We start from the raw sequence: 20,442 nt of genomic DNA, 5'->3' as shown, positions 1-20,442 counted from the left end.
GGGTCAGGTGTGCATCTCCTCGAGCTCCATCCCCTTCGTCTCCCGGACCTTCGACCGGACGAAGAAGAAGGACAGCAGCGCGAAGAACGCGAACAGTCCGTACAGGAACCACAGCCCCACCGAGCGGGTGAGCGGCGGGAACGCCAGCGTGACCGTGAAGTTCGCGATCCAGTTCGCCGCCGTGCTGATGCCGAGTGCGTAGGCGCGCATGTTGTTGGGGAACATCTCGCCCAGCATCACCCACATGACCGGGCCCCAGGTGGCGGCGAAGAAGATCACGAACAGGTTGGCGCCGATCAGGGCGACCGCCCCCCACGGGCTGGGGAGCACGACGTCGTCGCCGCTGCCCGTCGCCTGGGAGAAGGCGATTGCCGCCATGAGCAGGCTCACGAACATGCCGAGCGAGCCGACCATGAGCAGGATGCGCCTGCCGATCCGGTCGACGAACAGGATGGCGACGAACGTCATACCCACGTTGATGATCGAGGTGATCACCGACGTGGTGAACGACTCGTTCTCGGTGAAGCCCACCGACTTCCAGAGCGTGGTGGAATAGTAGAAGATCGCGTTGATACCCACGAACTGCTGGAAGATGGCCATGAAGATGCCGACCCAGACGATTGGCTGCAGCCCGAACTTCGGGCCGCGAATATCGTCGAACGACGCCGTCGATTCGTGGCGGAGGGTGAGTCGGATCTCGGAGACGCGCTCGTGCGGGTTGACCTCGCCGGTGATGTTCGCGAGGATGTCGGCTGCTTCCTGATCGAGGTGCTTGCCCACGAGGTACCGCGGAGACTCGGGAATGAGCAGGGCGAGAATGCCGTACACGACCGCGGGGACCACACCGACGATGAACATCCAGCGCCAGGCCTCCAGGTTCAGCCACAACTCGTTGGAGGCGCCGCCCGCGGCGTTCTGCAGGACCGCGTCCGACAGCAGCGCGGCGAAGATGCCGAGAGTGATGGCCAACTGCTGCAGCGACGCCAACGCGCCGCGGTAGCGGGCCGGCGCGATCTCCGAGATGTACGTGGGCGCAATGACCGACGCGATACCGATGCCGAGGCCGCCGAGGACGCGCCACAGCATCAGGTCGGGGACGCTGAACGCGAGACCCGCTCCGAGCGAAGACACGACGAACAGCACCGAACCGAGCAGCATCACTTTCTTGCGGCCCCAGCGGTCCGCGAGGCGACCCGCAAACCACGCGCCCACAGCACATCCGAGCAGGGCGATCGCCACGGCGAAGCCCGTGAAGAACGACCCCAGCTCGAAGTGGCCCTGGATGGAGTCGACGGCGCCGTTGATGACCGAGCTGTCGAAACCGAAGAGAAATCCACCTACCGCGGCGGCGACAGTGACGCCGATGACCTTCGCGGTGTGTCTTTCGGACATCTGCGTCATCGCATACCTGCTTTCGGCGAGCGTTCCTGATGCGGGCACAGCGGAAATTTGTGTCTCGGATTACGCTACGCCCGACACCGCCTGTCAGGCGGGAGTTCAGGCACCCGCTTTCTTCGCGGCCTCGCTGAGCTGAGGTGTCAGCTTGTCCAGAACCCACGGTGTCGCGAGAACGCTGGTCTGGCTGAGCCCCGAGATGATCTTCGTGTCCGACAGCGCGACCGCGGTTCCACGCCCGATGGCACCGAGATTCGCGTAGGCCGGGTTCGCGGCGACGGTGGTGTTCTCCGGGACGAACGCGACCACGACGTCGGCGTCGACATCGGAGATGTTCTCGACGGAGATGTCGGCGAAGAACTTGTCCGGATCATTGGTAGAGGCCAGCTTCTGCACGCCGGGTGACACGGTGAACCCGAGCTGGGTCAGCACCTGGACGCGGGGATCGGAGGGCATGTAGACGTTGACCGTCGCGGCGTCGGTGTCGAAGTTGATCACCGAGATCGTCTTGCCGGCGAACTCGGGATGCGCGGCGGCGGTCTGCGCGAGGGTGTCGTCGAGACCGGCCACCAGCTGCTCCGCCTCGGCGCTCTTGCCGAGTGCCTGCCCGACCAGCGTGGTCTGGTCCTGCCACGTGGTCTGCCACGCCTTGTCCGGGTACGCCACCGTGGGGGCGATTCCCGACAGCTTCTCGTACGTCGCCTGGTCGAATCCCTCGTACGGGGCGAGGACGACATCGGGCGCCAGCGAGGCGACCGCCTCGATGGGGGTGGACGTGGCCGCGTCGAGCAACGTGGTCTGGGACGGATCGAATCGGTCCTGCAGCCAGGGCATCACACCGTTCGCCTCGGCGCCGTACGTGTACTTCGGCATGCCGACCGGTGTCTCGCCGAGGGCGTACACGACGTCCTGGGCGTTCCATCCGAGCGTGACGATACGTTCGGGGGCCGCATCGAGGGTGGTCGATCCGAACGTGTTCTCGATCGTGACCGGAAACCCCTCACCGGACGCTTCCGTGGTGCCTCCGCTGTCGCCGGACGAGCACGCGGCGAGGAACAGGGACGAACTGGCCACGGCGAGTGCGACGGCGATCTGACGTCTGGCGGTGGGTGCGAACACGGCAACGACTCCTTCAGGACGAAAACAGAAGGTAAGCCTAACCTAGACTTGATCGCTCGACGGGCGGACGTCGCGACTTCGAATCACCCTGATTGAAACGTCCCGGCCCGGCTCGGCCCGGCGCATTGCCGGGTCGTTGCCGTGTTCTCGCTGGTGAGGCGTTCCGGTCCCGGCGCGGACCCGGCCGATTCGCGGGGGCGCCCCGAGCGGCTGTTCGCGGCGACTCCGGGCCCCGCCGACTGCCGTTAGCGTTTGTCTTCGTCCAGCTCACACGCACTATCGACGAAGGAAACCATGGTGGTGAATCCGACTCCCCTCCAGACGGCGTCGCGCAGTTCCCGCGCGGACCATGCGCGCAGATTCGCCGACCTGCTCCGTCAGCAAATCCACGCGGACTCCTTCGCCGAGCGCGGATTGCCGTCCGAATCGGAGTTGGCCGCCGAGTTCGGCGTGTCCCGCAATGCGGTCCGCGACGGACTGGCACTGCTGAAGCAGGAGGGGCTCATCGACCGGGCCCCGCGCGTGGGAACCCACGTGGCGCAGCGCAAGTACGACCACGGTCTCGACGCCCTGCTCGGGCTGAAGGAGACGCTGAAGGGGCACGGCGAGGTCCGCAACGACGTCCGCGCCGCCGTGGAGATCAGCCCGCCGCCCGCCGTCGCCCGTCGCCTGCAGCTGGAGCCGGGCGAACCCGCCGTCTACATCGAGCGAGTGCGCTATCTCGGCGACCTCCCGCTCAGCCTGGACCTCACCTACCTCGTTCCCGACATCGGAGCCGAAATCCTCGGCCACGACCTCGAAACCAACGACGTGTTCGCGCTGATCGAGGAGGTCTGCGGTCAGCCCCTCGGCTCCGCCGATCTGGCGATCGAATCCGTGAACGCCGACGCCCATTCCGCCGCGAACCTCCAGACGCCCGAGGGTGCGGCGCTCCTGTTGCTCGAACGCCTCACCCGGCTCGTCGACGGACGTCCCGTCGACCTCGAATACATCCGCATGCGCGGTGACCGAATCACCATGCGCAGCAGCCTCGTCCGCCGACCCGACATCACGAACTGGGAGCTCACCTCATGACCTTGGTCAATCAACGAGCCGACGTACCCGTCACCATCGACGAGTCGCTGTGCATCGAGGGCTGCACCCTGTGCGTCGAGATCTGCCCGCTCGATTCGCTGGCCATCAACCCGGAGAACGGCAAGGCCTTCATGCACGTCGACGAGTGCTGGTACTGCGGTCCCTGCGCGGCTCGCTGCCCGACCGGCGCGGTCACCGTGAACATGCCGTACCTCCTCCGCTGAGCGAAAGACCACACAGATGAAGCGACGCTCTTCCACCCTCGCGATCGCCGCCGCGGCACTGACACTCGTGGCGACGAGTTGCTCCCTCGAACCCTCGGCCGGCAACGGTGACGCGGTCACGCTCGTCATCGGGTACCAGTCCAAGACGATCAACACCGTCACCGCCGGAACGCTGCTGCGCGCACAGGGATACCTCGAACAGCGCCTGCAGGACGTGACGGAACAGACCGGGACGAAGTATTCCGTCGAGTGGCAGGACTACGACACCGGCGCGCCGATCACCGCCCAGATGGTGGCCGAGAAGATCGACATCGGATCGATGGGCGACTACCCCATGCTGATCAACGGCTCCCGCACCCAGGCCAACCCGCGTTCGAAGACGGAGATCGTCTCGGTGACCGGCTACAACCCCCAGGGCGCACTGAACATGGTGGTGGTGCCACCGAATTCACCGGCGACCACACTCGGCGACCTGGCCGGCAAGAAGGTGTCCGCGAGCGTCGGCTCCGCAGGCCACGGCACCCTCGTCCAGGCACTCGACCGCGCCGGAATCGACCCGGGCACCGGCGTCGAAGTGCTCAACCAGCAGCCGCAGGTCGGATCCTCGGCCCTGGAATCCGGTCAGGTGGCGGCGCTGTCGCAGTTCGTCGCCTGGCCCGGACTTCTCGTCTTCCAGGGCAAGGCCAAGCTGCTGTACGACGGCGCCGAACTCCGAACCCCGACCCTGCACGGTGTGGTGGCCCGTGAGGCGTACGCGGACGAACACCCCGAGGTTCTCGACGCGTTCCTCCGGGCGCAACTCGACGCCACGCGGTTCGTCCAGACGCAACCGCTCGAGGCGTCGCGGATCGTGGCCGACGCGAGCGGCCTGCCCCAGGAGGTCGTGTACCTGTACAACGGCCCGGGCGGCACGTCGTTCGACACCACGCTCAAGCCGGGCCTGATCGGTGCGCTGAAGAACGATGTGCCGTACCTGAAGTCGATCGGCGACTTCGCCGACCTCGACGTCGACGGCTTCGTGAACGACGCTCCGCTCCGGTCCGCGTTCGAGGCCGACGGGCAGGACTACGACGCCACACTCGCGTCCACCTCCAACCCGACCTCGGTCACCGGCACCGATCCCGTCTGCGCCACCGCCCCGAGCGATCCGGCGCTGGCCGGGGAGATCTGGTTCGACGGCGCCACCGAGACGCAGCCGGCCGCGAATCCGACGTGCCTGCTCCGCGCGGTGAAACAGGCCCGGGCCGAGGGCCGCACCGTCCGCGCCGCGTTCGTCCCCGACACCGAACTGGGCACGCGATGGTTCGCGGACAAATCGGTGTGGGTGCGCGACGGCGACAACTTCCTGCCCTTCACCACCGGCGCCGCGGCGGACCGATACCTGCGCGCACACCCCGCGGGCGGTGTGATCACGTACGACCGCGCGGTCGAGGAGGTGCGGCAGTGACCACCCTGCAACAGTCGACCGTCCTGGTCGACCCCGAAGTCGCTGTCGAAGAACACGATCCGGTATCGACGCGCCGACGAACCTCGCCGTGGCGGTCACGCCTCGTGCGGATCACGTCCGTGATCGCGGCAATCGTCGCGTGGCAGTTGCTGACCGCCAACGATGTGCGGGTGTGGTTGCGGTTCGACACGCTCCCCACCGTCACCGACGTCGTGTCCGCGTTCGGTACCCAGCTGCAGAGCGAGCTGTTCTACCTCGACCTCGGGCAGTCGCTGATCCGCATCCTCAGCGGATTCGGACTCGCGACCGTGGTCGGAGTGGCCACCGGAATCGCCCTCGGAAGATCGGAGCTGTTCGCCGACGTCCTCGGTCCGCTGACGGAGCTCGCGCGTCCGATCCCCGCCATCGCGGTGGTGCCCGTCGCGATCCTGCTGTTCCCCAGCGACGAGGCCGGCATCGTGTTCATCACGTTCGTCGCCGCGTTTTTCCCGATCATGGTGAGCACCCGGCACGCCGTCCGGGCCCTCCCGACATTGTGGGAGGACTCGGTGCGCACGCTCGGCGGCGGACGCTGGGACGTGCTGTCCCGGGTGGTGCTGCCCGGAATCCTGCCGGGCGTGTTCGGTGGACTCTCGGTCGGGATCGGGGTGGCGTGGATCTGCGTGATCTCCGCCGAGATGATCTCCGGCAGGCTCGGAGTCGGGTACCGCACCTGGCAGGCGTACACGATCGTCGACTATCCCGGCGTCTTCGTCGGCATGATCACCATCGGCATCCTCGGGTTCGCGACGTCCGGCGCAGTCGAGCTGCTCGGCAGGCGCGTCACCCGCTGGCTGCCACGAGGGGAGCGCGCATGACCGCCACCGCCGGAGCGTCCGTGGCCGCCGGCATGTCGCTGGTCCTCGACGACGTCACCCTGTCCTACACCGGGAACCCCGTCATCCGTTCGCTGTCGCTGACCGTGGTCCCCGGCGAGATCCTCGTGCTCACCGGACCTTCGGGGTGCGGCAAGTCCACCGTGCTGCGCGCACTCGCCGGCCTGCTGCCGCCCGATTCGGGCCGCGTCGTCGCCGACGGCGCGAAGGTGGAGTCGACGTCCCGGGACCGGGCCGTCGTCTTCCAGGACAACGCGCTCCTCCCGTGGCGCACGGTGCGCTCGAACATCGAACTGGCCCTCGCACTCCGCGGCGAACCCCGCAAGGGACGCCGGGAGACCGCCGACCGCTGGATCGCGGAGGTGGGTCTGACCGGGTTCGGCGACTTCCTGCCCAAGAACCTGTCCGGCGGCATGCGCCAACGAGTGCAGTTGGCGCGCAGCCTCGCCGGGGCACCGCGGGCCGTGATGATGGACGAGCCGTTCGGCGCCCTCGACACGCAGACCCGCGGCGTCATGCAGCGACTGCTCGTCGACACGTGGAGCACTCACCCGACCACCGTGGTGTTCGTGACCCACGACGTGGACGAGGCGGTGCTGCTCGGTGACCGCGTCGCGGTGCTCGGCCGGGCCGGTCAGCCGCTGCGGGCGCTCGTCGACATCCCGCATCCCCGGGACCGCGACCACCTCGACCACCCCGACACCCGCGCCGCGCGCGCCGACGTGCTCGCCGCGCTGAACCACACTCCGGAGACCTGATGGACATCCCCGACCTCGCCGACACCGTCCGTCTCGATTGCGACGTGCTCGTGATCGGTGGCGGCACCGCCGGCACGATGGCGGCACTGACCGCCGCCGAGAACGGCGCGAACGTGCTCCTGCTCGAGAAGGCGCACGTGCGCCATTCGGGCGCGCTCGCAATGGGAATGGACGGCGTCAACAACGCCGTCATCCCCGGCAAGGCCGAACCCGAGGACTACGTCGCCGAGATCACCAGGGCCAACGACGGAATCGTCAACCAGCGCACCGTGTACCAGACGGCGACCCGTGGTTTCGCGATGGTGCAGCGCCTCGAGAAGTACGGCGTGAAGTTCGAGAAGGACGAGTACGGCGAATACGCGGTCCGCCGGGTGCACCGCTCCGGCTCCTACGTGCTGCCGATGCCCGAGGGCAAGGACGTGAAGAAGGCCCTCTACCGGGTGCTGCGGCAGCGGAAGATGCGGGAGAAGATCCGCATCGAGAACCGCCTGATGCCCGTCCGTGTACTGACGGAGAACGGCCGGGCCGTCGGGGCCGCGGCGCTGAACACCCGCACCGGTGAGTTCGTCGCGGTCGGGGCGAAGGCGGTGATCCTCGCGACCGGTCCGTGTGGCCGGCTCGGGCTCCCTGCGTCGGGGTACCTCTACGGCACGTACGAGAACCCGACAAACGCCGGTGACGGTTACTCGATGGCCTATCACGCGGGAGCCGAACTGAGCGGCATCGAATGCTTCCAGATCAACCCGCTGATCAAGGACTACAACGGCCCGGCGTGCGCGTACGTCGCAAACCCGTTCGGTGGCTACCAGGTGAACGCCGAGGGGGAGCGGTTCGTCGACTCCGACTACTGGTCGGGTCAGATGATGAGCGAGGTCAAGAGCGAGATCGAATCCGCCCGCGGTCCCATCTATCTCAAGGTCAGCCACCTCCCGGAGGAAACCCTCGACACGCTCGAGTCGATCCTGCACACCACCGAACGCCCCACCCGCGGCACGTTCCACGCGAACCGCGGCCACGACTACCGCAGCCACGACATCGAGATGCACATCTCCGAAATCGGCTTGTGCAGCGGGCATTCCGCGTCCGGGGTGTGGGTGGACGAGCACGGCGCGACCACCGTCCCCGGGTTGTACGCGGCAGGCGACCTCGCCTGCGTCCCCCACAACTACATGATCGGCGCATTCGTGTACGGCGACCTCGCCGGATCGCACGCCACCGGTACCCTGCCCGACGTCGAGGCGCCGACCGCGCTGCCCGCGGAGCAGCTGGCCGCCGCGCACGCGCTGATCTACCGGCCGCTGCGCAACCCGGACGGTCCGCCGCAGCCGCAGGTCGAGTACAAGCTGCGCCGCTTCGTCAACGACTATGTCGCGCCGCCGAAGACGGCGACGAAGCTGTCGATCGCCGTCGAGACGTTCGAACGGATGGCGGGGGAGATCGCCGGGATGGGCGCGACCACCCCGCACGAGTTGATGCGCTGCGCGGAGGTCACGTTCATCCGGGACTGCGCGGAAATGGCGTCCCGCAGCTCCCTCACCAGGACCGAAAGTCGCTGGGGGCTCTACCACGAGCGTGCGGATCTCCCGGAGCAGCGGGACGACGAATGGGGATACCACCTGAATCTGCGGCGCGGCGAGAACGGCGACATGGAATTCCTCAAGCGCCCCGTGGAACCGTACTTCGTGCCGGTGCCCGGACTCGATTCCCTTCCGCCGGTGGACCGGACGGTCATACCCGTCGCCCAGCCGCCACTGGTTGGGGGGCGGGCTCCGGTGGAGGAGCGCTCGCGCATCGCGGCGCCGGTCCGGCAGGAGCCGTCCTCACCGGCCATCGTCGCGGTCCTCGGACTCGACGCGCCGAGCGTCGCCGAACTCGCACCGTATCTGGGCGACGCCGACCCGCAGGTCCGCGTCACGGCCCTCTCGGTACTGACGGAAGGAACCCCCGACGGATTCGGGGCGGCCCTCGTCGACGCCCTCGGCGACGGTGCGGTGACGGTGCGCCGCGCCGCCGCCGACGGCTTGCGCGAACTCGTCGAGGTGCTGCCGTCCGCCGACGGAATGGCCGACCACCTCGGGTCGGGTGACGCCGTGGTCCGGGCCGCCGTGGTCGACGTTCTGCGCGCGCTGCACGCCGGTTCGGCGGAGCAGTTCCTGACCGCGCTGTCCGACGGCGATCACCACGTCCGGATCGAAGCGGTGCGGGCGCTGGTGTCGCTGGACCGGTGGGAATCGGTGGCGGCGGGGGCACACGACGAGAACCGCGAAGTGCGGATCACCGTCGCGCACGGTCTGGCCACCATCGGGATCGGCGGTGTCGACACCGTGCGCTCACTGGCCGGCGACCGCGACCCGCTGGTGCGCGCCGCCGCGCTCACGGCGTTCGCGAGTCTGGGCTGCGACGGCGACGACGTGACCCTCGCGACGGCGGCGCTGCGGGAGTCGGCCTGGCAGATCCGGCAGGGCGCCGCGCGGGCACTCGCCGGAGCGGACCCCGAAGTCGCGGTGCCCGCGCTGGCGGACGCCCTGACGGATGCGCACCTCGACGTGCGCAAGGCCGCCGTCCTCGCGCTCGGCCGGTGGTCCGGCGACCGCGCCGCCGTCGGCGCGCTCACCACTGCACTCGAGGACACCGACGCCGACGTGCGGGCCTACGCCCGCCAGGCGCTCGCCGCCGCCGATCACGTCCCCGTCTCCTGAGGAGGTGAGTGGCGACGTGTGCCGGGGCACGTCGCCACTCACCTGGGGTCAGACGCTCGCGACGCCCGGTGCCAGGAACCGCTTGCCGTTGACGGCTTCGGACGTGCCGGTGCGGTCCAGGTACGGCGTGATGCCACCGTTCCAGAAGCCGAAGCCGCCGCCCAGGATCAGGCAGAGGTCGATGTCCTCGGCCGCGGCGACGACACCCTCGTCGAGCATGATCTGGATCTCCTCGGCGAACGCGCGACGCGTGCGCTCCAGAACCTCTTCGGACGTGGACGCCTTGTCGCCCTGCTTCCACAGTTCGGCGACCTCGGGGTCGACGACCTGCTTGCCGTCGGCACCGTAGCTCCACACCGCCGACTTCTTGGCCTCGACCAGCGCCTCGAGTCCGGGGGAGTTGTGGAAGCGCTCGGGGTACGCCTCGGCAAGCGTCTCGCCGGTGTGCAGCGCGACCGCCGGCCCGACGAGGGACAGCAGGGTGAACGGGGTCATCGGCATGCCGAGTTCGGCGATGGCGTTGTCGGCCACCTCGAACGGGGTGCCCTCGTCGACCGCGTTCATGACCTCACCGAGGGTGCGGATCAGGAGCCGGTTGAAGACGAACCCGGGCAGGTCGGCGGAACCGACGGCCGACTTCTTGAGCGCCCTGGCGGTGGCGAACGCCGTTGCCAGCGTGGCGTCGTCGGTCTTCTCGCCCTTGATGACCTCGAGCAGGGGAAGAACGGCGACCGGGTTGAAGAAGTGGAAGCCGACCACCCGCTCGGGGTGCTTCAGGTCCGCGGCCATCTTGGTGATCGACAGCGAGGACGTGTTGGTCGCGAGGATGGTCTCCGGGGTGATGTGCTCCTCGAGTTCCGCGAAGATCGTCTTCTTCAGGTCCAGGTTTTCGAACACGGCCTCGATCACGAAGTCGGTCTTCGCGAACGCGGCCTTGTCCAACGAGCCGGACACGAGACCCTTGAGGCGGTTCGCCGCGTCCGGGGACAACCGGCCCTTGCCCTGCAGCTTGTCGATTTCGCCGTGGACGTAGCCGACGCCCTTGTCGATGCGCTCCTGGTCGATGTCGGTGAGGATGACCGGCACCTTGAGCTGGCGAACGAACAGCATCGCGAGCTGGCTGGCCATCAGACCGGCACCGACGATGCCGACGCCGGTGACCTTGCGGGCGAGGGACTTGTCCGGTGCGCCTGCGGGACGCTTGGCGCGCTTGTTCACCAGGTCGAACGCGTACAGGCCTGCGCGGAGCTCGTCGGCGAGCAGCAGGTCGGCGAGCGCCTCGTCCTCGGCGGCGAAGCCCTTGTCGAGCGATGCGGGATCGGTGAGATCGGTGGTCCGGGCCAGTTCGAGGAGTTCGACTGCCTTGACCGGTCCGGGTGCGTTGTTCTTGGTCTTGCCCTCGACGATCGCCTTCGCGCGGGCGATCGCGTCGTCCCAGCCCTTGCCCCGGTCGATCTCGGGGCGTGCGGGGGTGATCTCGCCGGCCAGGACCTGTGCGGCCCAGGCGAACGACTGCTCGAGGAAGTCGGCCGAACCGAACACCGCGTCGACGACGCCGAGTTCGAGGGCCTTCTTCGGGTTGAGCGTCTTGTTCTGGTTCAGCGCGTTCTCGAGGACGACGGTGACGGCGTTCGAGGGACCGATGAGGTTGGGCAGCAACTGCGTTCCACCCCAGCCGGGGACCAGTCCGAGGAACGTCTCGGGCAGACCCAGGGCGCCCGCGCTCTCGGATGCGGTGCGGTAGTGGCTGTGCAGCGCGACCTCGAGCCCGCCGCCGAGCGCGACGCCGTTGACGAACGCGAATGTCGGCACGGACGACTCGCGCAGCCTGCGGAACACCTTGTGCCCGAGCCGGCCGAGTTCGAGCGCCTGGTCACGGTTCGTGATGCTCGGAACACCCTTGAGGTCCGCGCCCGCGGCGAAGATGAAGGGCTTGCCGGTGATCGCGATCGCGACGGGATGGGCGGCGAACGCCTCGTCCAATGCGGCGTCGAGGGCCTTCAGGCCGCCCGGGCCGAACGACGACGGCTTGGTGTGGTCGAAACCGTTGTCGAGGGTGATCAGCGCGACCGGGCCCTCGATGCCGGGTACGGCGACGGTCTTGGTGTACGCGTTTGTCACGACCTCGTCGGCGAATGCCGTTGCAATGTCGGTCATCTACTTGGCTCCATCGAAGTTCGGGTTCTCCCAGATCACGGTTCCGCCCATGCCCAGACCGATGCACATCGTGGTCAGGCCGTAGCGGACGTCGGGGCGCTGAGCGAATTGGCGGGACAGCTGGGTCATCAGGCGGACACCGGAGGACGCGAGGGGGTGGCCGCACGCGATGGCGCCGCCCCACTGGTTGACTCGCGGATCGTCGTCGGCGATGCCGTAGTGCTCGAGGAATGCGAGAACCTGAACGGCGAAGGCCTCGTTGATCTCGAACAGGCCGATGTCCTCGATCTTCAGGCCGGTACGGGCCAGCAGCTTCTCGGTGGCCGGCACCGGGCCGATGCCCATGACGGCGGGGTCGACGCCCTGGAACGCGAATCCGACCATGCGCATGCCGATCGGCAGTCCGAGTTCGAGCGCGGTGTCCTCACCGGCGAGGAGGGCGGCGGTCGCGCCGTCGTTCAGACCGGCCGCGTTACCCGCGGTGATGCGGCCCGCGGGACGGAACGGCGTCTTCAGCTTGGCGAGGTCTTCGAGCGTGGTGCCCGGACGCGGCGGCTCGTCCTCGGTGGCCAGACCCCAGCCCGCGGCGGAGCGGGTGGCGACGGGCACGAGGGTGTCGGCGATGAAGCCGGCCTTGCGGGCGGCCTCGTACTTGTTCTGGCTCGCGACGGCGTACGCGTCGGTCCGGTCCTTGGTGATGGTCGGGAACCGGTCGTGCAGGTTCTCGGCCGTGTTGCCCATGACGAGCGCGCTGGGGTCGACGAGGCGATCGGCGAGGAATCGGGGGTTCGGGTCTGCACCCTCGCCCATCGGGTGGTGGCCCATGTGCTCGACGCCGCCGGCGATCACCACGTCGTACTGTCCGAAGCCGATGCCCGACGCGGTGGTGGTGACGGACGTCATGGCACCGGCACACATGCGGTCGATGGCGAAACCGGGGACCGTCTCGGGGAGCCCGGCCAGGATCGCGGAGGTGCGGCCGATGGTGAGACCCTGATCGCCCGTCTGCGTGGTCGCGGCGATGGCGACCTCGTCGACGCGCGCGGGGTCGAGCTGCGGATTACGGCGAAGCAGCTCGCGGATTGTCTTGACGACGAGGTCGTCCGCGCGGGTCTCTGCGTAGATGCCCTTGGGGCCGGCCTTGCCGAACGGAGTGCGGATGCCGTCGACGAACACGACGCTGCGTTGAGTTGTGGTGGATGGAGCCACGCGAATTCCTCCTGATGGAGCAGTTTGGTTCCGGATCACGGCCAGGCGTCCGGCCTCCAGACCAGCGTACCCCTACCGTTACTCGTGGGTAACTTAATGGGTATCTCATCGGGAATTCACGCGCTCACTCGCGTGTCCGTGCAGTCGATCAGTCGCTGTCGGAACCCTTGCTCTCGGCGGCGGAGAGCAGTGCGGTCGCCAGCACGGGCACGGTCAGCATCCGCTGCCAGGGGCGGGCGCCGCCCGCGTCGAGCACCCGGTCGATCGCCGCCTCGACCTCGCCGCCCTCGGGGGCCGTCCAGTCCCAGCACAACCTGCGGACGAGTTCCGGGGTCACCAGGTTCTCCACCGGCACCGACACCTCGTCACCGAGAGCGGCCAGCGCGGCGCGGGCCGCCGTCAGCCGCTCGGCGGCGTCGGGGTCGTGTCGCGCCCACCGGCTCGCCGGTGGCGGTCCCGTGAACGGCGGGGTCTTCGGAGGGAGTTCGGAGTCCGGCACCGCCCGGGCATCCTCGAGCGCCTGCAGCCAGATCCGGGAGTGCCGCCGCTGGCGGGGACCGCCGAACACGGGCAGCGCCCGCAGTGCCTCGATACTCCGGGGATCCTTCGTCGCGGCGTCGATGATCGCCGAATCCGGTAGGACCCGGCTGGGGGAGACGTCGCGTTTACGGGCGAGGTCCTCACGGGCCTGCCACAAGGAGCGTGCGGCGGCGAGTTGCCGCTGCGTCTTCAGCGACGTGATGTGCGACGTCCGCCGCCAGCGGTCGGCCTTGGGCTTCGGTGGCCCCGCGAGCCGGATGTGCTCGAATTCCTGTGCAGCCCAATCGCTCTTGCCCTGCTCGTCGAGTTCCGCGGCCATCACGTTCCGCAACTCGACGAGAACCTCGACGTCGAGGGCGGCATAGTTGAGCCAGGAGTCGGGCAGCGGCCGCTTCGACCAGTCGGCGGCGCCGTGGCCCTTCCGGAGTTCGAGGCCCAGCGTCCGCTCGACGATCGCGGCGAGACCGACCCGTTCGAACCCGGCGAGGCGCCCTGCCAGTTCGGTGTCGAACAGAGTCGCCGGTGCCAGGCCGATCTCCGCGAGCCCCGGCAGATCCTGGTCGGCGGAGTGCAGGATCCACTCCAGCGGGTTGATCACCTCCGCCAGCGGGGCGAGATCGGCGGCGGTGGGGATCGGGTCGAGGAGCACCGTCCCCGCACCCTCCCGGCGCAGCTGCACGAGGTACGCCCGCGCCGAATAGCGGAAGCCGGACGCCCGCTCGGCGTCGACGGCGAGCGGCCCGGTGCCCTCGCTCAGCGCGGCCGCGGCCTTCGCGACACCCTCCGCCGTGGTCACGACGTCGGGAACGCCGTCCCGTGGTGCGAGCAGGGGAACGATCTGCCGGCCGGGCTCTTCGGCGGGGCCGGGTGACGAGGCGTCGTCGGTGACTTCGGACATGACAGCTGACTCTACGTCGCTTCGGGATTCCCGCAGCGCACCGGCGGGTTCACGACCGGTTCCCCGCTGCCTCGACGAGCTCGTCCAACGCTGCGGGAAACGCGTCGACGAGGTCCCAGAGGTGGGGTGCGAGTTCCGGGCAGCTCATCAGGCCGACGTCGAGCTGACCGTTCAGTGACATCACCGTCACGTTGAGCCCGGCGCCGTGGAAGATCGGGCCCAGCGGATACATCGCCTTGATCAGGGCGCCCAGGAAATACAGCGGGACCGACGGCCCGGGCACGTTGGAGATCACCAGGTTGTGGACCACCGGATGCCGTTCCGCCAGGCCGAGGGTCGAGTAGAGCCGCATGGCGGTGCCGAACACGGCCTGCCCGGCGAACTGGGACCAGTCCTGCAGCAGGCTCGCGCCGAGGGTCTCGTTGTGTTCCTTGGATGTCGTGTTGTGCTCGCCGATCGCGAGCAGGCGTTCGGCCGGATCCTCGATCTGGGTGCCGAGTTGGGTGAACATGCCGGACACCTGGTTGGTGCCCGGCCGGTCCGACTTTCCGTGGACCGAGACCGGGACGATGGCGACCAGCGACTTGTCGGGCAGCTCCCGGCGATTCTGCAGGTACTTCCGCAGTGCGCCCGAGCACAGTGCGAGCACCACGTCGTTGATCTTGACGTCGAACGCGTCCTTGACCGTCTTGACCTTCTCGAGGTCGAGTTGGGTGAACGCGAGATTGCGGTGACTGGTCAACGTGCCGTTCAGGGACGTGCGCGGCGCGGTGAACGGCGCGGGCATCGCCGCGCCGCGGCGGGCCCGGCCGATCCAGCGGGGCAGCAGCGTCAGGCTCTGCGGGACGATTCTCAGCAGTTTCGCGGGACGGGACGCGACCGCGAGCAGCCCGCCCACGGCGATGTCGAGTGTGCTCGCCTGCCCCGCGCTCTCGGCGGAGTCGCCGGGGCCGGGGCGTGGTGCGTCCGGTTCGAGGCCGCACAGCTGGGCCATCATGTTGGCGCCGGTGATGCCGTCGACCCCGGCGTGGTGCATCTTCGACATCACGGCGACGGAACCGTCCTCGAGACCCTCGATCACCCACATCTCCCACAGTGGCCGGGCGCGGTCGAGGGGGATGCCTGCGATGTCCCCGCACAGCTCGGCCAGTTCGTCGCGGCCGCCGGGGGCGGGGAGCGCGACGCGATGGCAGTGCCGGTCGATGTCGAAGTCGGTGTCCTCGACCCACACGGGGTGGTCGAGGTTGAACTTCGAGTCCTGCAGCTTGCGCCGGAACGAGGGAATCGCCTCGGTGCGCGCGCCGAGCTCCGCCTTGAGCTGGGCGAACGTGTAGCCGCCCGGAACCGTCGAGACGTCGAGGACGATGACTCCGCAGACGTGGAGGAGTTGCGTCGACGTTTCGAGGTAGAGGAAGGACGCGTCGAGACCGCTGAGTCGCTGCATGTGTCCGATACTAGAACACGTTCTAGAAGTTGGTCCATCGAATCGTGGAACTGCGAGGTCGGCGTCGCATCCGGCCCCGCGGGATGGCGTTCCGTCTCGTTCTCGATCCGGCGCCCGCGGGCCGGGGTGGGCAACCGATTGATTAGAACATGTTCTACGGTTGGGGTATGACCCGAGGCTTCGTTCTCCGGCAGGCCGTCGGCGCCGCACTCGCCGCCAACGCCCTGCGTCCCCTGCCCGGCGCGCCCACGTCGGTGGTCGCGTTCTTCTCGGGGTGGCTCACCACCGAACTCGCGCCGCACCTCCTCGCCGTGACCGCCGCCGACGCCGCCCAGCACGCCGCGCGGCACGGAACGCGGACCCGAAGCGACCGTGTCGGCCTCGCGCTGGCCGCCGCATCCGCCGCCGGCCTCGCCGCCGTGATCGCCACCGGCCGGGGCGCCGGAGCGGAAGCCGAATCCGCTCTCGTCGAGACGCTCGGCGAGAACTACACCGACCGCGACAGCGCCATCGACCATCCGGGGCGACCCGTGTGGCGGCAACTTCTCAACCCGTTCTGGATGCGGAACAAGGCGGTCACCCGGGTCCGCAACCTCGCGTACGGGCCGGGCGGGCGCCGGGCCCGCCTCGACATCTACCACCGGCAGGATCTGCCGTCGAAGAGCCCGGTCCTCCTGCAGATTCACGGTGGTGGATGGGTGATCGGGAACAAGGATCAGCAGGGTCTGCCACTCATGCTCGAGATGGCCTCGCGGGGGTGGGTGTGCGCGGCCGTCAACTACCCGCTGTCGCCGAAGGCGAAGTGGCCGCAGCACCTGATCGCGATCAAGCAGGCCCTGGCCTGGCTTCGCGAGCACGTCGACGAATACGGCGGCAACCCCGACTTCATCGCCGTCACAGGTGGTTCCGCGGGTGGCCACCTCGCCGCCATGGTGGGACTCACCGCGAACGACAGTCACCTGCAGCCGGGATTCGAGGACGTCGACACGTCGGTTCAGGCGTGCGTCCCGTACTACGGTGTCTACGACATTGCCGGCGACACCGGAATCAAAGCCGTCCTCCAGCGTGTGCACTCCGGACTGATGCCGATGGTGCTCGGCAAGCAGGCCAAGTTCCCCGACGACTACCGGGCCGCGTCGCCGCTCGCGCACCTCCGGGCGGACGCACCGCCGTTCTTCGTGATCCACGGCACGAGCGATTCGCTCATTCCCGTCGCCGAGGCGCGGATCTTCGTCGACGAACTCCGGCAGGTGTCCGACAATCCCGTCGTATACGCGGAACTGAAGGGCGCGCAGCACGCGTTCGACGTGTTCCCCTCGATCCGCAGCATCTCCGTCACGCAGGCGGTCGGACGATTCCTGGAATGGTCGCGCAGCGCCACCACCGACGTGCCCGCGGCGGGCACCGAATCGGCCTGACTACTTGCCGTCCAGCGTCCGCAGCTGCGACACCCCGGCGGGCGGCAGACCGGCCGCGTAGGCCAGTACCTCGCAGAACGCCTCGACGTGCGTGGCCAGTTCGACCGACGTCGCCGTCCACGACGCGCGCAGTTCCAGCTGATGCGCATGCGGGGGACCGGCGATGTCGCCGTAGCGCACCGACGTCGTCGCCGTCACCGTCCCGCCGAGCGCGTTGAGCGGTTCGTGGCGCGACTCGAGTGCGTCGACGAGCCAGCTCCACGCCACCTCGGGAAGCAGGGGGTCGGACGCCACGGCGGCGTCGAGATCGGCCTGAATGTAGGCGACCAGCCGCATCGTGCCGTTCCAGGCCTCGTCGCCCTCGGGGTCGAACAGGAGGATCAATCTGCCGAACGCGTCACCCTCGCTCTGTTCGGCGACGACCCCGGTCTCCTCGTGCACGACCTCTGCGCCGACGGCGTAGCTGTATGGCGCGAGCCGTTGCGGGGGCCGGATGGGGCCCAGCTCGATGTCCGCGCGAACCTGCGCCGAATTCATCGCTTCGACCGCGGCGCGGAACTCGGCCGGTTCGGCGGGCGATCCCGAAGTCGTCACAGCTCGGGACGTTAGACCCGGACCCACACATCTCGTCGGAGGCGCGCCGAGCAGGGCCGATCGGCGGCGGAGTCCCGGCATGGCAGCATGAGAGCTGCCGAAATTCGAGCAGGCAGAGAGCGCGAGGACCGATGAGCGGGTTGGAAAGCACCAATGCAGGCATGAGTGAACGGGCGACGTACGCCGCGAGGCGGGTGCTCCCCGACGCACCCCTCCTGGCGGCCGCGGAAGGCCGGACCCCCGGCCGTCGCCCGGTGTGGTTCATGCGGCAGGCGGGCCGCTCGCTTCCCGAGTACCGCGAGATCCGGTCGGGGGTCGGCATGCTCGAGTCGTGCTTCGACCCGGCGCTTGTTTGCGAGATCACCATGCAGCCCGTGCGCAGGCACGGCGTCGACGCCGCGATCCTGTTCTCCGACATCGTGGTGCCGCTCAAGGCCGCCGGCATCGATCTCGACATCGTCGCCGGCACCGGTCCCGTCGTTGCGAACCCGGTCCGGTCGATCGCGGACGTCGCCGCCCTGCCCCGCCTCGTGCCCGAGGAAGTCGGCGCCGTCGCCCAGGCCGTGCAGCTGCTCACCGCGGAACTCGGGTCGACGCCGCTGATCGGCTTCGCCGGAGCCCCGTTCACCCTCGCCTCGTACCTGGTCGAGGGCGGTCCGAGCCGCAATCACGAGCGCACGAAGGCACTCATGCACTCCGACCCCAAGACGTGGCACGCGCTGCTCGGCTCCCTGGCCGACACCACCATCACCTTCCTGCAGACCCAGCTGCGCGCCGGCGTCGACGCGATCCAGCTGTTCGACTCGTGGGCCGGCGCGCTGTCCCTCGCCGAGTACCGGGAATTCGTGCTGCCCCACTCCGAGCGGGTGTTCGCCGAGGTGGAGAGCGCGAAGGTGCCGCGCATCCACTTCGGCGTCGGCACCGGTGAACTGCTCGGCGCGATGGGTGAAGCGGGCGCCGACGTGGTGGGCGTCGACTGGCGCATCCCCCTGGACGTGGCGGCGCGCCGGGTCGGCCCGGGCAAGGCGCTCCAGGGCAACCTCGACCCCGCTGTGCTGTTCGCGGGTCCGGCAGCCGTCGAGAAGCAGGTCCGCCGCATCACCGCGGAAGCAGACGCCGCCCTCGCCGCCGGCGCCACAGGACACATCTTCAACCTCGGGCACGGCGTCCTGCCCGACACCGACCCGGGCGCGCTGACCGCGCTGGTCGAGCTGGTGCACTCACTGTGACCGGGTCGTCGCCGACCGTTCTCGTCGTCGGCGGCGGCATCTCCGGGCTCGTCGCCGCGTACCGGCTGCGGCAACGGTTCGGCGACGATGCCCGGATCATCCTCGCCGACGGCGCGGAGCGGCTCGGCGGCAAGCTGCGCACAGTCGACTTGGCGGGGGAGCCCGTCGACGTCGGGGCGGAAGCCTTCATCGCGCGGCGCCCGGAACTGCCCGCCCTGCTCGGCGAACTCGGCCTCTCCGACCAGCTGGTGTACCCGGCGGGACTGCGGCCGCTCATCTGGTCCGAGGACGCGCTGCACCCGCTGCCGGCCGACACCCTCATGGGGATCCCCGCCGACGGGAACAGTCTGCGCGGTCTCGTCGACGACCGGACACTCGCGCGGGTGGCGGGGGAGCGGACGGTGCCCCTCGACTGGACACCGGGCGCGGACATCGCCGTCGGTGCACTGGTCGGCGACCGGTTCGGCGCGCAGGTGGTCCAGCGGTCGGTGGATCCGCTTCTCGGAGGGGTCTATTCGGGTCTGGCGGACACGATCGGCGTCCGTGCCGCGCTCCCCGCACTCGCGGCCGCGCTCGACCGCGGTGCCACGAGCCTGTCCGCGGCCGTGGCGGACGCCCTCCCCGCCCCGTCCCCCGGACCGGTGTTCGGGGCGCTGCGCGACGGCTACGGCGTCCTGCTGCGCGCCCTGACGGAGGCCGCGTCGGCGGAGATCGTGCACCAGCGGATCCGGACGCTCGGCCGGGACGGCGACGGCTGGTCGGCGGACCCGGTGGGCCGCGTCGACGGGATCGTGCTCGCCGTGCCCGCCCCGCAGCTCGCCGACCTGCTCGCCGGCATCGCCCCCCGCGCGTCGGCGGCCGCCGCGGACATCCCGCTGGCCTCCTCGGCGGTCGTCGCGCTGGCGCTGCCGATCCGGGTCGACCTCCCGCAGAACTCCGGGATCCTCGTCGCCACCGACGCCGCGCTCGGCGCGAAAGCGTTCACCCTGTCGAGCCGCAAGTGGCCGCACCTCGCCGAGCGGGAGGTGACCCTCGTCCGGGCGTCGTTCGGACGGTTCGGCGACGCCGCCGTCGTCGACGCACCCGGCGACGAGCTGATCGCCGCGGCCCGGCGGGACCTCGCGACCGTCACCGGGGTGTCCGCGGAGCCCGTCGCGGTCCACGTCCAGCGCTGGCACGGCGGCCTGCCGCAGTACGGTCCCGGCCATCTCGAGCGGGTGGCGGTGATCGAGCAGGAAGTCGCAGGTCTGGACGGTCTCGAGGTGTCCGGGGCACTGCTGCACGGGGTGGGTGTTCCCGCGTGTGTGGCCGCTGCGACGACGGCGGCTGCACGGCTCGCCGGGCGAGTGGCACGATAGACCC

At 69.3% G+C, this 20,442-nt stretch carries 16 protein-coding genes; 9 read left to right on the top strand and 7 right to left on the bottom strand.

What is annotated here, in order from left to right; translation table 11 throughout:
• Window positions 1-3: 3 nt before the first annotated feature.
• On the bottom strand, window positions 4-1,401 hold the full coding sequence (locus ACFVJ3_RS27955) for a sugar porter family MFS transporter (protein ID WP_378455186.1): 1,398 nt from the start codon (window positions 1,399-1,401) through the stop codon (window positions 4-6).
• Between the two features lie 96 nt (window positions 1,402-1,497).
• A complete protein-coding gene (locus ACFVJ3_RS27950; RefSeq protein ID WP_378455149.1) occupies window positions 1,498-2,514 on the bottom strand; it encodes an iron-siderophore ABC transporter substrate-binding protein in 1,017 nt (338 codons plus the stop codon).
• A gap of 294 nt (window positions 2,515-2,808) precedes the next feature.
• Here ACFVJ3_RS27950 and ACFVJ3_RS27945 point away from each other — a divergent pair, with 294 nt between their 5' ends.
• Genes ACFVJ3_RS27945 through ACFVJ3_RS27920 form a run of 6 tightly spaced genes read left to right on the top strand, consistent with a single transcriptional unit; the run spans window position 2,809 to window position 9,591 of the window.
• Window positions 2,809-3,588, top strand: a complete 780-nt coding sequence (locus tag ACFVJ3_RS27945; protein ID WP_378455148.1) for a GntR family transcriptional regulator — start codon at window positions 2,809-2,811, stop codon at window positions 3,586-3,588.
• Complete coding sequence (locus ACFVJ3_RS27940; RefSeq protein ID WP_005240903.1) at window positions 3,585-3,812, top strand: ferredoxin family protein; 228 nt, start codon at window positions 3,585-3,587, stop codon at window positions 3,810-3,812. The genes ACFVJ3_RS27945 and ACFVJ3_RS27940 overlap by 4 nt, the downstream gene beginning before the upstream one ends.
• Before the next feature lie 16 nt (window positions 3,813-3,828).
• Entirely contained in the window at window positions 3,829-5,259 is a 1,431-nt protein-coding gene (locus ACFVJ3_RS27935; protein ID WP_378455147.1) for an ABC transporter substrate-binding protein, read from the top strand.
• Entirely contained in the window at window positions 5,256-6,116 is an 861-nt protein-coding gene (locus ACFVJ3_RS27930) for an ABC transporter permease (protein WP_378455146.1), read from the top strand. Before ACFVJ3_RS27935 ends, ACFVJ3_RS27930 begins: the two co-directional genes overlap by 4 nt.
• On the top strand, window positions 6,113-6,892 hold the full coding sequence (locus ACFVJ3_RS27925) for an ABC transporter ATP-binding protein (RefSeq protein ID WP_378455145.1): 780 nt from the start codon (window positions 6,113-6,115) through the stop codon (window positions 6,890-6,892). The genes ACFVJ3_RS27930 and ACFVJ3_RS27925 overlap by 4 nt, the downstream gene beginning before the upstream one ends.
• Window positions 6,892-9,591 carry a fumarate reductase/succinate dehydrogenase flavoprotein subunit gene (locus ACFVJ3_RS27920; protein ID WP_378455144.1) on the top strand — a complete coding sequence of 900 codons (2,700 nt, stop codon included), beginning with the start codon at window positions 6,892-6,894 and terminating at the stop codon, window positions 9,589-9,591. Before ACFVJ3_RS27925 ends, ACFVJ3_RS27920 begins: the two co-directional genes overlap by 1 nt.
• Before the next feature lie 48 nt (window positions 9,592-9,639).
• On the opposite strand, the gene ACFVJ3_RS27915 is transcribed toward ACFVJ3_RS27920, so the two are convergent.
• The 4 genes from ACFVJ3_RS27915 to ACFVJ3_RS27900 all read right to left on the bottom strand — a co-directional run bounded on the left by ACFVJ3_RS27915 (window position 9,640) and on the right by ACFVJ3_RS27900 (window position 15,839).
• The gene (locus ACFVJ3_RS27915) at window positions 9,640-11,748 is read right to left on the bottom strand and encodes a 3-hydroxyacyl-CoA dehydrogenase NAD-binding domain-containing protein (protein ID WP_378455143.1); all 2,109 of its coding nucleotides are present in this window, start codon (window positions 11,746-11,748) and stop codon (window positions 9,640-9,642) included.
• Complete coding sequence (locus tag ACFVJ3_RS27910) at window positions 11,749-12,957, bottom strand: thiolase family protein (protein ID WP_378455142.1); 1,209 nt, start codon at window positions 12,955-12,957, stop codon at window positions 11,749-11,751.
• A gap of 148 nt (window positions 12,958-13,105) precedes the next feature.
• Entirely contained in the window at window positions 13,106-14,395 is a 1,290-nt protein-coding gene (locus ACFVJ3_RS27905; protein ID WP_378455141.1) for an HRDC domain-containing protein, read from the bottom strand.
• A 49-nt stretch (window positions 14,396-14,444) separates the two neighbouring features.
• A complete protein-coding gene (locus tag ACFVJ3_RS27900) occupies window positions 14,445-15,839 on the bottom strand; it encodes a wax ester/triacylglycerol synthase family O-acyltransferase (protein ID WP_378455140.1) in 1,395 nt (464 codons plus the stop codon).
• 167 nt (window positions 15,840-16,006) lie between these two features.
• Between ACFVJ3_RS27900 and ACFVJ3_RS27895 the strand changes: the two genes are divergently transcribed.
• Window positions 16,007-17,257, top strand: a complete 1,251-nt coding sequence (locus tag ACFVJ3_RS27895) for an alpha/beta hydrolase fold domain-containing protein (RefSeq protein WP_378455139.1) — start codon at window positions 16,007-16,009, stop codon at window positions 17,255-17,257.
• Here ACFVJ3_RS27895 and ACFVJ3_RS27890 read toward each other — a convergent pair whose 3' ends face one another.
• Window positions 17,258-17,851 carry a DUF3000 domain-containing protein gene (locus ACFVJ3_RS27890; RefSeq protein ID WP_378455138.1) on the bottom strand — a complete coding sequence of 198 codons (594 nt, stop codon included), beginning with the start codon at window positions 17,849-17,851 and terminating at the stop codon, window positions 17,258-17,260.
• Between the two features lie 161 nt (window positions 17,852-18,012).
• Between ACFVJ3_RS27890 and hemE the strand changes: the two genes are divergently transcribed.
• Together hemE and ACFVJ3_RS27880 are read left to right on the top strand one after the other, a co-directional pair.
• Entirely contained in the window at window positions 18,013-19,080 is a 1,068-nt protein-coding gene (hemE, locus tag ACFVJ3_RS27885; RefSeq protein WP_378455137.1) for a uroporphyrinogen decarboxylase, read from the top strand.
• Window positions 19,077-20,438, top strand: coding sequence for a protoporphyrinogen oxidase (locus tag ACFVJ3_RS27880; RefSeq protein ID WP_378455136.1), 1,362 nt, complete (start codon window positions 19,077-19,079; stop codon window positions 20,436-20,438). The genes hemE and ACFVJ3_RS27880 overlap by 4 nt, the downstream gene beginning before the upstream one ends.
• Window positions 20,439-20,442 lie beyond the last annotated feature (4 nt).

The organism is Rhodococcus sp. NPDC127593 (genome assembly GCF_042671975.1).
Classification (GTDB): domain Bacteria; phylum Actinomycetota; class Actinomycetes; order Mycobacteriales; family Mycobacteriaceae; genus Rhodococcus_F.
The sequence above is the reverse complement of the archived record's forward strand: the minus strand, read 5'-3'. Positions and strand labels throughout refer to the sequence as shown.